General features: G+C 66.7%; 14 protein-coding genes. 8 read left to right on the plus strand and 6 right to left on the minus strand.

The features are described from left to right. The first annotated feature begins 25 nt into the window (after positions 1 to 25). Complete coding sequence (fae, locus tag CRT60_RS21140; RefSeq protein ID WP_098738482.1) at positions 26 to 559, plus strand: formaldehyde-activating enzyme; 534 nt, start codon at positions 26 to 28, stop codon at positions 557 to 559. Between the two features lie 54 nt (positions 560 to 613). Here fae and CRT60_RS21145 read toward each other — a convergent pair whose 3' ends face one another. The 6 genes from CRT60_RS21145 to CRT60_RS21165 all read right to left on the minus strand — a co-directional run bounded on the left by CRT60_RS21145 (position 614) and on the right by CRT60_RS21165 (position 5,735). Continuing rightward, entirely contained in the window at positions 614 to 1,360 is a 747-nt protein-coding gene (locus tag CRT60_RS21145; protein ID WP_098738483.1) for a substrate-binding periplasmic protein, read from the minus strand. A 189-nt stretch (positions 1,361 to 1,549) separates the two neighbouring features. Continuing rightward, positions 1,550 to 2,824 (minus strand): MFS transporter, encoded by a 1,275-nt coding sequence (locus CRT60_RS21150; RefSeq protein WP_098738484.1) that lies wholly within the window; start codon positions 2,822 to 2,824, stop codon positions 1,550 to 1,552. A 73-nt stretch (positions 2,825 to 2,897) separates the two neighbouring features. Next, positions 2,898 to 3,074 carry a hypothetical protein gene (locus CRT60_RS36500; protein WP_167421774.1) on the minus strand — a complete coding sequence of 59 codons (177 nt, stop codon included), beginning with the start codon at positions 3,072 to 3,074 and terminating at the stop codon, positions 2,898 to 2,900. Between the two features lie 19 nt (positions 3,075 to 3,093). Next, positions 3,094 to 3,957 (minus strand): formyltetrahydrofolate deformylase, encoded by an 864-nt coding sequence (purU, locus tag CRT60_RS21155; RefSeq protein ID WP_098738485.1) that lies wholly within the window; start codon positions 3,955 to 3,957, stop codon positions 3,094 to 3,096. 41 nt (positions 3,958 to 3,998) lie between these two features. Continuing rightward, positions 3,999 to 4,529, minus strand: coding sequence for a YbaK/EbsC family protein (locus CRT60_RS21160; protein WP_098738486.1), 531 nt, complete (start codon positions 4,527 to 4,529; stop codon positions 3,999 to 4,001). A 192-nt stretch (positions 4,530 to 4,721) separates the two neighbouring features. Further along, positions 4,722 to 5,735 (minus strand): GlxA family transcriptional regulator, encoded by a 1,014-nt coding sequence (locus tag CRT60_RS21165; protein WP_098738487.1) that lies wholly within the window; start codon positions 5,733 to 5,735, stop codon positions 4,722 to 4,724. A 114-nt stretch (positions 5,736 to 5,849) separates the two neighbouring features. On the opposite strand from CRT60_RS21165, the gene CRT60_RS21170 reads away from it, so the two are divergent. The 7 genes from CRT60_RS21170 (at position 5,850) to CRT60_RS21200 (ending at position 14,593) form a co-directional block, all read left to right on the plus strand. After that, complete coding sequence (locus tag CRT60_RS21170) at positions 5,850 to 7,103, plus strand: sarcosine oxidase subunit beta family protein (RefSeq protein WP_098738488.1); 1,254 nt, start codon at positions 5,850 to 5,852, stop codon at positions 7,101 to 7,103. A 10-nt stretch (positions 7,104 to 7,113) separates the two neighbouring features. Continuing rightward, entirely contained in the window at positions 7,114 to 7,473 is a 360-nt protein-coding gene (locus tag CRT60_RS21175; RefSeq protein WP_098738489.1) for a sarcosine oxidase subunit delta, read from the plus strand. After that, complete coding sequence (locus tag CRT60_RS21180) at positions 7,470 to 10,469, plus strand: sarcosine oxidase subunit alpha (protein WP_098738490.1); 3,000 nt, start codon at positions 7,470 to 7,472, stop codon at positions 10,467 to 10,469. Before CRT60_RS21175 ends, CRT60_RS21180 begins: the two co-directional genes overlap by 4 nt. 11 nt (positions 10,470 to 10,480) lie before the next feature. Next, entirely contained in the window at positions 10,481 to 11,035 is a 555-nt protein-coding gene (locus tag CRT60_RS21185; protein ID WP_098738491.1) for a sarcosine oxidase subunit gamma, read from the plus strand. Positions 11,036 to 11,050: 15 nt separating this feature from the next. After that, positions 11,051 to 12,325, plus strand: a complete 1,275-nt coding sequence (glyA, locus tag CRT60_RS21190; RefSeq protein ID WP_098738492.1) for a serine hydroxymethyltransferase — start codon at positions 11,051 to 11,053, stop codon at positions 12,323 to 12,325. 63 nt (positions 12,326 to 12,388) lie between these two features. Continuing rightward, complete coding sequence (locus CRT60_RS21195; RefSeq protein WP_098738493.1) at positions 12,389 to 13,771, plus strand: L-serine ammonia-lyase; 1,383 nt, start codon at positions 12,389 to 12,391, stop codon at positions 13,769 to 13,771. Between the two features lie 57 nt (positions 13,772 to 13,828). Continuing rightward, positions 13,829 to 14,593, plus strand: coding sequence for a hypothetical protein (locus tag CRT60_RS21200; protein ID WP_098738494.1), 765 nt, complete (start codon positions 13,829 to 13,831; stop codon positions 14,591 to 14,593). Positions 14,594 to 14,597: the final 4 nt, after the last annotated feature.

Below are 14,597 nucleotides of genomic sequence, written 5' to 3' on the forward strand. Positions count from 1 at the left end.
CCTTTCTCAGGAGAGCAGAAATCCCATGAGCAATCCGCTGTTCCGTGTCGGCGAGGCCACCGTCTTCGCCAAGGAAGGCCAGTTCACCGACGCCATGCCGGAAATCGTGATCGGCACGGTCGACGGCCCGGCCGGCCATGCGTTCGCCACCATGATGGGGCAGACCGCCGGCCATACCCGCATGTTCGCGGTGCGGGATTGCAACCAGATGGTTCGTCCGGCCACCATGATGGTGTCCAAGGTGACGATGAAGTCGAGCGCCTATGTCGACCTGTTCGGCGGCGTCGTCCAGGCCGCCACCGCCGACGCGGTGCTGGACTGTGTCATCGACGGCCTTCTGCCGCGCGACGGGATCAACGACCTGTGCATTCTGGTGATGGTCTGGATCGATCCCCGCTGCGCCACCGATGCGAATCTCGACCGTGCCGATCTCTATCGCACCAACTACGAGGCGACCAAGATCGCCATCGGCCGGGCGATGCGCAACGAACCCACCATCGACGAACTGATCGAGAACCGGCACAAGGTTCGCCACTTCATGCTGGATCCGCAGGAGTAAGGCTTTGTCCCGACGCGGCAAAGGAGCGTGGGCTCTTTGCCGCCGGGTCTTCGACTACCGGTCCCAGTTGCGGACGATGGCGTCGATGGTGCCGTCCTTCTTGAGTTTTTCATAGGCTGCGCGCAGCCGGTCGGACTTATCCGCCCGAGCCTTCGGCACCGAGATGTAGCGCGGCACCATCGCCAGGGGCTTGGGCAGGATTTTGACCGACGCGGTTCGGCCTTCGCTGTCGGCCAGATATTTGAGCACCTGCAAATCGCCGGCGATGGCATCGACACGGCCGAGAAGCAGGCGCCGGAACGAGACGACGCTGCTGCTGCTGGGGACCTTTTCGAAGAGCTGGGACTTGTCGAACTCGGGCGTGTATTCGAAGCCTTCGACGACGCCGACCCGCAGTCCCCGCAGATCCTCGATACCCGTGTAACCGATGTCCGAATTGCTGCGGACCATCAGAACGGTCGCGCCGACCCGGTAAGGACCGATCAGATGGCCGCGCTCCAGACGGCGGGGCGAGGTGAAGAACTGGAACGCGACATCCACCTCGTTCTCGTCGTGGGCGCGCACCACCTCCGGCCAGGTCATCGGGCGGTGAACCGGATACACGCCGATTTCCTTCAGCATCGCTTCGACGATCTCGGTGTCCATTCCCGTCCGCTTGCCGCGTAACGTAAAATTATAGGGCGGGAAGAAATCCTCGGAAGCGACGAGCCAGTTCTCGGCACGGGCCGGGGCCGAGCTGAAAATCATCGCGGCAACCAGAAGTGGCGCGATGCATCCCAAGACAGTGCCCAGCACCCTCATGATCGGTGCCGTCCGCTTCGCGGGATGAATAATACTGGAAACAGGAACCATCGATCTCGCCAACATGCCGGAGTTTTGGGGGATGCATGCTTCATGGGTGAAGCAGCATCCCCGTCTCCGGCGAGTGGTACATCGACAGCTTTGGGTTGGGGAAGGGATCTTATCGACCGTCGTGCCGCCCTGCTGTCTTCAAAGCCTCGACGGTTCCGCTTCTGGCGCTTCCTCCCCGATGCCGGTCCCGGACTTTTCCACACCCGGCGTCACGCCGTCCAAAGGTCCCGGAATCGGTGCCTGGGGAAGGAAGGGGAGGCGCTGGTCCAACGGCACAGGGGGGCGGACCGTCATCCGCCAGAGCGCGAACGCCAGCGCGACGATGGCGACCAGCGCCGAGAACAGGAACAAGCCATCCTGCTCGAAAACCGCCATCACCAGCGAGGCGAGGAAGGGGCCGGCGATGGCGCCGATCGAGAAGCCCAGCACCATGCCGCCGCTGGCCGGCACCATTTCGGCAGGCGTCAGGAAGTCGTTGGTGTGCGAGACGCAGATCGGATAGATCGCGAAGATGATCCCGCCGAACAGGGAGATGCCGGCCAGCAGCGGGCCGAACTTGCCCTGCGGCAGCACCGTCATGCCGATGCTGGTAACGGCCAAGGCCGCGAACAGGCCGACCAGGACCAGCCGCCGGTCGATAAGGTCCGAAAGCTTCCCTACAGGCCATTGAAGGAGCATTCCGCCGATGATGGCGGCGCTGACGAAGGTCGCGGATTGGCCCAGATCGTAGCCGAGATGCCGGACATGGACCGGACCCAGCCCATAGAAGGCGCCGACGACCAGCCCGCTGATCACCGTGCCGGCAAATCCCAGCGGACTGGCCCGGTAGAGATGGCCGATCCTGACGGACTCCAGCTTCTGCAACAGGGGCGGTGCGGTGCGGCTCAGCGCGACCGGGACAAGGGCGAGCGAGACCAGGATCGACACGACGACGAACTGCTTGAAGCCGTGCGGATCGTCGATGACCATCAGATACTGGCCGACCCCTTGCGCGCCATAGAGCGCGATCATGTAGAGGGCCAGGATCTGCCCGCGCGTGGCCGAGGTGGCGCTCTGGTTCAGCCAGCTTTCGATGCAGACGAACAGGCCGGCCATGCAGCAGCCTTCCACGAGGCGAAGGGCGATCCAGGCCGCGGGATCGGAGCCCAGCGTGTGCCCGAGCGTGGGCGCGACCAGAACCGTGGCGGAGGCGCTGAAGGCACGGATGTGCCCGACCTGCGCGACCAGCCGGAACGCCTGCGTCGATCCGACCGTCACCCCCAGATAATAGGCGGCGGTCAGGGCGCCGAGCAGGATGGGCGGGGCGCCGGCGGCGTCCAGCCGAACGCTGACGATGGTCGTCAGCGCTCCCGTCCCCCCCATCATCAGGAACACCGCAAGAAGCAGCGGGACGATCGGTTGGATGAGGGACATCGCTTGATCCGCCGGAGGGGAAAAACGCCCGCATGTCGGGGCCGACAGGGCCGGCAAGGCGGGAACGGCGACCTTATAGCCGGGTGTCGCCGTTGTGGACACTGGCAAGAAACGCCTCGACGGTGGCGAGCGCCATGCGTTCGTCCTCGATCACGACATGCCGGCGCAACTCCTGCACCGCTGCGGCAAGGCCGCCCGATGCGAAAGCGCGGCGGACCGCCTGGGTGGCTTGTTCGTCGATGAGCTGCAAGATCGGTGAACTCCTCTTGTTACCGCAGGACGATGGCGCGGTGGTCGTGGAGCATGACCCGCGCCTCGATGTGCAGCCGGATGGCCCGGGCCAGGACGACGCTTTCGACGTCGCGGCCGATGGCGACCAGATCGTCGGGCGACATCGAGTGATCGACGCGCGCCACCTCCTGTTCGATGATCGGTCCTTCGTCGAGGTCGTCGGTGACGTAGTGTGCCGTGGCCCCGATCAGCTTCACGCCGCGCTTGTAGGCCTGATGATAGGGCTTGGCACCCTTGAAGCTGGGCAGGAAGCTGTGGTGGATGTTGATGATCCGCCCCGCCATGTGCGTGCAGAGCTCTTGCGAGAGAACCTGCATGTAGCGGGCAAGCACGACCAGTTCCACGTCGTTCGTTTCGACGATCTCCATCAGGCGGAGTTCCTGCTCCCGCTTGGTGCCGGGTGAAACGGGGAGGTGATGGTAGGGGATGCCGTGCGATTCGACCTGGGACCGGAAGGCATCATGGTTGGAAACGACGCCGACGATGTCGACGGGCAGCGCCCCGATGCTGTGGCGGTACAGGAGGTCGTTCAGGCAATGGCCGAACTTCGACACCATAATCAGGATCTTCGGCCGCCGCCGGGCATCCCGCAGCGTCAGGGTCATTCCGAAGCGCCCGACGATGGGTTGCAGGTCTTCGATGAGGATGGCTTCGCTGCGGATCGCGTCCGGAGCGTCGAAGGCCATCCGCAGGAAGAAATGCTCGCCGTCGTGATCGACGAACTGAGCGCTTTCGATGATGTCGCAGTCGCGGTCGTACAGGTGAGTGGAGATGGCGGAGATGATCCCCGGCCGGCTCAGGCAGCTGACAGTCATGTAGAAGAGGTTGTGATTGGGACGCATCGCAGATCTCGCGCCTAAGGATTTGGTCGGGGGAGGTATGGTCAGGCGATGTCGACGATGATCGGCTCATAGCCGAGCCGGCCCAGGAAGGCCGACAGGTCGTCGGGGTGCATCGACAGCGTCGCGCGATTGGTCATCGGGTGGAAATTGACGGTGTCGCCGGCCAGGACGCGGCGTTCCAGCACCAGACGGACGCGGCGCTCCTTGTCCGCCACCAGGGCCAGCGGGCTGACCCCGCCCGGCTCGATGGACAGGACCTGTTCCAGCGTGACCGGCGAGGCGAAGGACAGCTTGGCCGAGCCGATGACCGGCGCCAGTTCCTTCATGTTCACCGACTGGTCGTGCGGCAGCACCACCAGCCACAGCACGCCCTTGGCGTCCTTCAGAAGCAGATTCTTGGTGTGCACGCCGGGAACGCTGCGCCAATGCTCCTCGGCGTCGGCGACGGTGCGTACCGGCGGATGGGCGTGCAGGCGCATCGGCATCGACGCGAGAGCGAGTGCCCGGCACAGTTCGTCGGGGATGCCGGCTTCACGCCAGTGCATCTGCATGGTGTCGTTGTCGTCGAGCATAGTCGCCATCCTTGTTGGGCCCGGCAAGCCACGGAAAGCGGATTGCCGCAGTGCGGGTCGAGGGCACCCGTGGATGGTTGCGTCCCCGACCGTTCCGTTGGACGCAGCATGGCGAAAGGATCCACCCGCCGATTGTACGGGTGCGTCACCGGCGTTGAACGGAGCGGCCGTGGCAAAGTCCCTGCCGGAGTCTCAGCCCTTGCGGAAGACGGATGGCGTCATGCCGCGCCGGTCCTTGAAGGCACGGACGAAGTGCGAGGAATCGCAGAATCCGACGGCGGCGGCGACCTCCGTCACCGACTGCTCGGTGTTGCGCAGCAGGAATTCGGCATGCTCCAGCCGCATGATCCGGTAGGCCTCTGTCGGCGTCATGCCCAGCGCGTTCTGGAAATGCCGCTCCATCTGCCGCCGGGCAGCCCCCAGCCGGCGGGCCATCTCCGCCACCGACAAGGGCACGTCGATGTTCTGCTGCATCAGCAGAAGCGCCTTCCGCACCACCTCGTCGTTGGTGGAGAAGTCGAGCGGAATGCCCGGCTGCGGCTTCTCCCCGCGCAGCGCGTCGTCGATGATCATGATGTGCAGGCTTTTGCGCGCCTGGGCCCGCCCGACATGCTTTTCCACAAGGTAGGCCGCGAGATGGGCCGAGCTGGTGCCGCCCGAGCAGGTCAGCCGGTCGCGGTCGACGATGAAGATCTGGTCTGACACCGGCGTGATGCCGTCGAATTGCTCCAGGAAGTCGGCATGGTGGAACCAGCTGATGCAGCAACGGTAGCCGTCCATCAGCCCGGCCCGCTGCAAGATGAAGGCGCCGGTGCAGACGCCGACCAGCGGGATTTTCGCCGCCGCCGCCTGGCGCAGATAGCGGATGTAGTCGGGGCTGAGGTTGGAGATCTCATCGATCAGCCCGCCGATGACGACGATGTAGTCGAACTTTGCCGGATCGCCCAGCCGTTCGGTCGGCTGCATCAGCATGCCGCAACTGGATGCCACCGGCCGCATCTGGTCGGACAGCACAGACCACTCGCAGAGGATCGGCCGGCTGCGGTCGCCCTCGTCGGCGGCCAGCCGCAGCACATCGACGAAATTGGCGAAGGCGCACAGCGTGAAGCGGTGGGCGAGGATGAAGCCGACCGACAGGCGCGGTGCCGCGGCACGGTCCGGGAACCGGCCGGTCCTGCCGGCGTTTGCCCTGGCAATGATTGTCATGTGACCTCCGGCGGACGCACCGTCGCATAGGTGACATTAAACTGACGCATCCATTCTGTCCAACGAAGGGTCGCTTCCCGATACTGTCAGCACGTTGAACTTCGCGGTGCTGCCATGACCCGCTTCTCATTCTCTTCGCTGTTGACCAACGCGCTGACCGGCAACAAGAACTGGCAGCCCCAATGGCCCGATGCGGAACCGAAATCCGAATATGACGTCGTGATCGTCGGCGCGGGCGGGCATGGTCTGGGTGCGGCCTATTATCTCGCCAAGGAACACGGCATCACCAACGTCGCGGTGGTGGAGAAAGGGTGGCTCGGCGGCGGCAACACCGGCCGCAACACCACCATCATCCGCTCCAACTACCTGTACGACGAAAGCGCCCGGCTCTACGAGCATGCGGTGAAGCTGTGGGAAGGGCTGAGCCAGGAGCTGAACTACAACGTCATGTTCTCGCAGCGCGGCGTGATGATGCTGGCGCACACGGTCCATGACATCCAAAGCTTCAAGCGCCACATCCACTCCAACCGCCTGAACGGCATCGACAACGAGTGGCTGACGCCGGAGCAGGCCAAGGAATACTGCCCGCCGTTGAACATCGCCGCCAACGCCCGCTATCCGGTGATGGGAGCGGCATTGCAGCGGCGCGGCGGCACCGCCCGCCACGATGCGGTGGCCTGGGGCTATGCGCGGGCCGCCTCGGCGCGCGGGGTCGACATCATCCAGAACTGCCCGGTGACCGCGATCCGCCGCGACACCTCCGGCCGCGTCACCGGCGTCGAGACCGCCCGCGGCTTCATCAAGGCCAGGAAGGTCGCGGTGTCGGCCGCTGGCAACACCTCGGTGGTGATGGACACCGCCGGAGTCCGGCTGCCGCTGGAAAGCTATCCGTTGCAGGCGCTGGTGTCGGAGCCGATCAAGCCGGCCTTCCCCTGCGTGGTGATGTCCAACACGGTGCACGCCTACATCAGCCAGTCCGACAAGGGCGAACTGGTGATCGGGTCCGGCACCGACCAGTACACCTCCTACAGCCAGCGCGGCGGCCTGCCGCTGATCGAGCACACCGTCGCCGCCATCTGCGAGGTGTTCCCGATCTTCAACCGCATGCGCATGCTGCGCAAATGGGGCGGCATCGTCGACGTCACGCCCGACCGCTCGCCGATCATCGCCAAGACGCCGGTGCCGGGTCTCTACGTCAATTGCGGCTGGGGCACCGGTGGCTTCAAGGCGACGCCGGGGTCGGCCAACGTCTTCGCCCACACCATCGCCCGCGACGAGCCGCACCCGATCAACGCGCCCTTCACGCTGGAACGCTTCAAGACCGGGCGGCTGATCGACGAGGCCGCCGCCGCCGCCGTCGCGCATTGAGGAGACGACCATGCTGCTCATCCGCTGCCCCTATTGCGAAGCAGAGCGCCCGGAGGTGGAGTTCACCTATGCCGGCGAGGCGCACATCGCCCGCCCGGCGGACCCCTCCGCCCTGTCCGACGACGAATGGCGCGATTTCCTGTTCATCCGCACCAACCCGCGCGGCCGGCATTTTGAGCGCTGGCGCCACATGCACGGCTGCGGCCGCTTCTTCAACGCGGTGCGCGACACCGTGACCGACAAATTCTCCATGACCTACAAGGCCGGGGCTCCGCGCCCGAGCGACGAGGAGATCGCGCTCGCCTCCAGCGCCGTCGCCGACTCCGCCGCCGCCCCCGCTGCCGCCAGCGTCAAGGATGCACGTCCATGAGCAATTTCCGCATTGCCGGCAAGGGCAGGGTCAACCGCAGCCGTCAGCTCCGCTTCACCTTCGACGGCGTGGACTACAACGGCTACGAAGGCGACACGCTGGCGTCCGCGCTTCTGGCGAACGGCGTTCATCTCGTTGGACGGTCCTTCAAGTATCACCGTCCGCGCGGCATCCTGACCGCCGGGTCGGAGGAGCCGAACGCGCTGGTCGGCAGCAACCGCGGCAACGGCCGGTTCGAGCCGAACACGCGGGCGACGGTGCTGGAGGTCTTCGAAGGGCTGAAGACTGAGAGCCAGAACCGCTGGCCGTCGCTGACCCGCGACATCGGCGCGGTCAACGACGCGCTCTACATGATGTTCTCGGCTGGCTTCTACTACAAGACCTTCATGTGGCCGAAGAGCTTCTGGGACAAGGTCTACGAGCCGGTCATCCGCAACGCCGCCGGCCTGGGCAAGGCGCCGACCGCCCCCGATCCCGACACCTATGCCAGCCGCTTCGCCCATTGCGACGTGCTGGTCGTCGGCGGCGGTGCCGCCGGCCTTGCCGCCGCGCTGGAAGCCGGCCGCAGCGGCGCGTCGGTCATCCTGTGCGACGAGCAGTCGGAAATCGGCGGTTCGCTGCTGTCGGAGCCGTCGGCCGAGATCAACGGGCAGCTGGCCTGGGACTGGCTGGAGGACGCCAACGCCGCGCTGGCGGCGATGCCGAACGTCACCGTGCTGCCGCGCACCACGGCCATCGGTTATTACCACCAGAATTTCGTCGGGCTCTGTCAGCGTCTGACCGACCATCTGCGCATCGTGCCGGACGGCGCTCCGCGCGAGCGGATGTGGAAGGTGCGGGCCAAGCAGGTGGTGCTGGCCCAGGGCGCCATCGAGAAGCCACTGGTGTTCGCCGGCAACGACCGGCCCGGCGTGATGCTGGCCGGGGCCGCGCGCACCTACACGAACCGCTATGGCGTCAAGGTCGGCAACCGGGTGGCCGTGGTCACCAGCCATGACAGCGCCTGGCACGCCGCCTTCGACCTCGCCAAGGCGGGGGTGGAGGTCGCGGCCATCGTCGATGTCCGCGGCACCGTGCCGACCCAGCTGGTGGCGGCGGCGGATGCGCTGCGCATCAGGACGCTGATCGGCTGGACCGTCACCGGAACCAAGGGCCGGCTGCGCGTCTCCTCGGTGCGGGTCAACCCGGTCGGCGCCGGAGGCAAGGTCGGCGGTGCCGAAACCATCGCCTGCGACGCCCTGCTGATGTCGGGCGGCTGGACCCCCAGCATTCATCTGTTCTCCCACACCCAGGGGTCGCTGACCTGGAACGAGGACGGCCAGATGTTCCTGCCCGGCCGTGGCAAGGAGGAGTGCCGTCTGGCCGGCGCCGGCAAGGGCCGCTTCGGGTTGAAGGCCGCCTTCGAGGATGGTGCCGCCGCCGGTGCCGCCGCCGCCATGGATGCAGGGTTCGGCGTCGAGCCGGCCAGCTATCATGTGGAGGGCGAGCTTTCCTTCACCGGGGTGACTGGCCGCGAGCTGCCGACCGACCGCGATCCGGGCCATGCCAAGGCGTTCGTCGATTTCCAGAACGACGTGATGGCCAAGGACATCCGGCTGGCCGTGCGCGAGGGTTTCAAATCCATCGAGCACATCAAGCGCTACACCACCAACGGCATGGCGACCGACCAGGGCAAGCTGTCCAACATCAATGGTCTGGCGGTTGCGTCGGATGCGCTGAAGCGGCCGATCCCCGCCGTGGGCCTGACCACCTTCCGTCCGCCCTACACCCCGACCAGCTTCGGCACCTTCGCCGGCTACAACAAGGGTGCGCTGTTCGAGGTGACGCGCAAGACGCCGATCGACGGCTGGGCCGAGGAAAACGGCGCGGTGTACGAGCCGGTGTCGCTGTGGCGCCGCGCCTGGTACTTCCCGCAGGTCGGCGAGGACATGCATGCGGCGGTGGCGCGCGAATGCAAGGCGGTACGCACGTCGGTGGGCATGTTCGACGCCTCGACCCTCGGCAAGATCGAGATCGTCGGTCCCGATGCGGCCGAATTCATGAACCGCATGTATACCAATGCCTGGGCCAAGCTGGCCCCCGGCCGCTGCCGCTACGGCCTGCTGCTGGGCGAGGACGGCTTCATCCGCGACGACGGCGTGATCGGGCGTCTGGCCCATGACCGCTTCCACGTCACCACCACCACCGGCGGTGCGGCGCGCGTGCTGGGCATGATGGAGGATTACCTCCAGACCGAATGGCCGGACCTGAAGGTCTGGCTGACCTCGACCACCGAGCAATGGTCGGTGATCGCGTTGCAAGGTCCGAACGCCCGCAAGCTAATCGAGCCGTTCGTCGAGGGGATCGACCTGTCGGAAGGCGCCTTCCCGCACATGGCGGTGGCGACCGGCAAGATCTGCGGCGTGCCGACCCGGCTGTTCCGCGTCTCCTTCACCGGCGAACTCGGCTTCGAGATCAACGTGCCGGCCCGCTACGGCCGCGCGGTGTGGGAAAAGCTGTTCGAGGCCGGGCAGCGCTTCGGCATCACCCCCTACGGCACCGAGACGATGCACGTCCTGCGCGCCGAGAAGGGCTACATCATCGTCGGCCAGGACACGGACGGCACGCTGACGCCGGACGATGCCGGCCTGTCCTGGGCCGTCGGCAAGACCAAGCCGGACTTCGTCGGCAAGCGCTCCCTGTCCCGCCCGGACATGCTGGCGAAGGATCGCAAGCAGCTGGTCGGCCTGCTGACCGCCGATCCGAAGACCGTGCTGGAGGAGGGGGCGCAGATCGTCCTCGACCCGAACCAGCCGGTGCCGATGGACATGGTCGGCCATGTGACCTCCTCCTACTGGAGCGCCGAGCTGGGGCGGTCCATCGCCTTTGCGGTGATCCAGGGCGGCCGGTCCCTGCAGGGCAAGACCGTGCATGTGCCGATGCCGGACAAGGTCCATGCCGCGACCATCACCGGCATGGTGTTCGTCGATCCCGAGAACAAGCGTCTCAGCGCATAGGAGGTCTCCCCATGCTTCTGGCCAATCACCCGTTGCTGGGCAAGACGATCACCGGCGACACCGCAAGCAAGCTGACCATCCGCGCGGCCGACGACGTCGCCCGCTTCAGCCTGCGGATCGATCCCGCCGTAGCCCAAGCGGCCGGGGCCGCCTTCGGTATGCCGCTCCCCACCCGCATCGGCGGGATGGTGGAGGCCGGTGGCCGGATGGCGCTGCAACTCGGCCCCGACGAGTGGGTGCTGACGGCGTCGGTCGCCGAGGGCGACGGCATCGAGAATGCCTTCGCCACCCTTGGGGAGACGCACAGCCTCGTCGATATCGGCCATCGCGAGGTCGGCATCCTGGTCGAGGGGGAGGCCGCGGCACTCGCCCTGCGTTCGGCCATCGCCTTCGATGTCGAGGCGATGGCGGTCGGCACCGGCTGCCGCACCCTGTTCGACAAGGCGCAGATCGTCCTGATCCGCGAGGACAAGAACCGCTTCCGGATCGAGGTCTGGCGCTCCTTCGCCGACCATGTCTGGGGAATCCTGCACGCCGTCAGCCGCGAAATCGCGCTCGGCCTCTGATCGAGAGAACCGCACATGACCCGTCATCAGTCCCTGCCGAAATCCGATCTCACCGATGCCGCGATTGCGGCGGCCATCGGGCGCGAACTGAACCGCCAGAAGTACGAGATCGAGCTGATCGCCTCGGAAAACATCGTCTCGGCGGATGTGCTGGCTGCTCAGGGTTCCGTCCTGACCAACAAGTACGCCGAAGGTTATCCGGGCCGCCGCTATTACGGCGGGTGCGAGTTCGTGGACGAGGTGGAGACCATCGCCATCGACCGCGCCAAGCAGCTGTTCGGCGCCGGCTTCGTCAATGTCCAGCCACATTCGGGCGCCCAGGCCAATCAGGCGGTGTTCCTGGCTCTGCTCCAGCCGGGCGACCGGGTGATGGGCATGTCGCTGGCCCATGGCGGCCACCTGACCCACGGCTCGCCGGTGACCATGTCGGGCAAGTGGTTCGACATCGTCAGCTACGAGGTGCGCGAGAGCGACCAGCTGATCGACTATGATGCCCTGCGCGCCAAGGCGCTGGAGACCAGGCCGAAGCTGATCGTCGCTGGGGCGTCGGCCTATCCGCGGGTGATCGACTTCGCCGCGTTCCGCCGCATCGCCGACGAGGTCGGCGCCTATCTGATGGTGGACATGGCCCATTACGCCGGGCTGGTCGCCACCGGCCAGTATCCGGACCCGCTGCCGCACGCCCATGTGGTGACCACCACCACGCACAAAACCCTGCGCGGTCCGCGGGGCGGCATGATCCTGACCAATGACGAGGCGCTGGCCAAGAAGTTCAACTCCGCGGTGTTCCCGGGCAACCAGGGCGGTCCGCTGATGCATGTCATCGCCGCCAAGGCGGTCGCCTTCGGCGAAGCGCTGACCCCGGAGTTCAAGGCCTATGCCGCGCAGGTGGTGACCAATGCCAGGGTGCTGTCCGACACGCTGGTGAAGGGCGGGCTGGACATCGTCTCCGGCGGCACCGACTGCCACATGGTGCTGGTCGATCTGCGGCCGAAGGGGGTGAAGGGCCGCGACGCCGAACGGGCGCTGGAGCGGGCCGGCCTGACCTGCAACAAGAACGCCATCCCGTTCGACCCGGAAAAGCCGGCGGTGACCTCCGGCGTCCGTCTCGGCACCGCGGCGGGCACCACCCGCGGCTTCGGCGAGGCGGAGTTCGCCCGCATCGGCGAGCTGATCCTGACCGTCGTCGACGCTCTTGCCGCCGCCGGACCGGAGGGCAATGCCGAGGTCGAGACGCGCGTGCATGGCGAAGTCCGCGAATTGTGCGAGCGCTTCCCGATCTACGGGTGACCGGGACACGTGCCGCTGGGAAATCCTGCTTAAGGCCAACTGTTTGACCTGACGAGGCGCGCGATGTTTCTCAGCGTTTTCGATGTGTTCAAGATCGGCATCGGTCCGTCGTCGTCGCACACGATGGGGCCGATGACCGCGGCGGTGCGGTTCCTCGACATGCTGCGGGCGTCTGCCGATGCCGCACCCGCGGCGATCAAGGTCCGGCTTCACGGCTCGCTCGCCTTCACCGGCAAGGGGCATGCGACGGATCGGGCGGTGCTGCTCGGGCTTCTCGACTACCGGCCGGACAACCTGAATGTCGATGAAGCCGAGGGGCGGATCGCCGAACTTTGGCGAACGCGAAGGCTGCACCCGGTTGGCCTGCCGGCGCTGGAGTTCGACCCGGAAACCGATCTGGTCTTCGACTTCGGGCCGCCGTTGCCCGGCCATGCCAACGGGCTGGTTTTCCAGGCGTTGGACCGGGCCGGCAAGGTGATGCTGTCGGAGATCTTCTATTCCATCGGCGGCGGCTTCGTCGTCACCGCGGCGGAGCGGGAGTCTCCGCCGGCAGCGTTCGAGACCGAGTGCGTCGGCTGGCCTTATCCCTTCCACAACGCCGCGGCGATGCTGCGGATGGCGCGGGAGAGCGGCGCGTCCATCGCCGAGATGAAACGAGCCAACGAGATCGTCGTCCGCTCCCCCGCCGAGGTGGACGAGAAGCTCGGCGCCGTCTGGGCGGCGATGGACGGCTGCATCGAGCGCGGTCTCAGCCTGGACGGCCAATTGCCCGGCAGCCTGAAGGTCAAGCGGCGGGCCAAGGCCATCCATCAGCAGCTTCTGCGCGAACGCGGGGCCAATTCGAGCCTGCCGCACGTCGCGTCCGACTGGCTCTCCATCTATGCCATGGCGGTCAATGAGGAGAATGCGGCCGGCGGCAAGGTGGTGACTGCGCCGACCAACGGGGCGGCCGGTGTCGTGCCGGCGGTGCTCCGCTATTACCTCGACCATTGTGCCGGGGCGGAGCCGGCGAAGGTCGCCGATTTCCTGCTGACCGCCGCGGCCATCGGCGGGCTGATCAAGCACAACGCGTCGATTTCCGGGGCGGAGGCCGGCTGCCAGGGCGAGGTCGGGTCGGCCGCCGCCATGGCTGCGGCGGGATTGTGCGCCGTGCTGGGCGGAACGCCGGAGCAGGTGGAGAATGCGGCGGAAATCGCGCTGGAGCATCACCTCGGCATGACCTGCGACCCGGTTGCCGGTCTGGTCCAGGTGCCCTGCATCGAGCGCAACGCCATCGGCGCCACCAAGGCGGTGGCCGCAGCCTCCCTGGCGCTGCGCGGCGACGGCCAGCACTTCATGCCGCTCGACAACTGTATCCAGGCGATGCGGCAGACCGGTGAGGAAATGAGCACCAAGTTCAAGGAAACCAGCCTGGGCGGGCTTGCGGTCAATCTGCCGGAGTGCTGACGCTTTAAGCCGCCAGCCTCTCCGCCAATCTCTCCGGCATCAGCCGAGGTCGAACCCATGGGCAACGGCATCCGGATATTTGCCGCATTGGATGGCGATTTGGCGCCGGTGCTGGCCTGCGGTTGGCTGCTGTCGATGAATCCGGGCGTGACCGTCACGGCCGGTCCTCCGGACCGCGGGCCGGGTGCCGGACTGTGCGCACGCGGCTATATGGATCTGCATGTCCTCACGCAGGACCACGGCAACGACGCGCTGGTACGGACCGCTGCACTCCAGGCGCGCCGCCTTGCGGCCCTGCTCCCCGGTGAGGGAGCGCTCGACCTGGGCCAGGACCCGCCGGTCGGGAGGTTCGACCTGCTGTTGGCCGGCAGGCCGCGGCCCGGCAAGCCATCCTGTTGGAGTGCCGATGCACAGCGGTTCGGCGCGGTTCTGGTGGCACCGCGAGAGACACCGTCCCACCTGGGCCGAAGCATCGCCATCCTGGCGGACGGACCGCCCCGCGCGCTGAAATCCTTCCGCATCGCCCAACGGCTCTTCCCGGCCATCGCGTCGGTTCACCTGATCCTCGACGAGCGCACCGATCCGGGACGGGCGGACGAGTGGCTGCGGCAACTGGACTGTCGGTGTCCGGTCCGGCTTTCGACGGTCCGGCTTTCGACGGTGCGGCCGACCGCCGATGCGCAGAGCGCCGCCAGTCTCGACGCCGGCGGCGACCTTCTGGTGGTGGAGCGGCCGACGCGCTTCTGGACTTCCATCGGCTTCGAGTGGCGGCTGGCCGCCCTTCTCGATCGCACGCCTGGGGCCGTGCTGTTCGCTCGTTGAACGC

It is taken from the genome of Azospirillum palustre, from assembly GCF_002573965.1.
Classification (GTDB): Bacteria; Pseudomonadota; Alphaproteobacteria; order Azospirillales; family Azospirillaceae; genus Azospirillum; species Azospirillum palustre.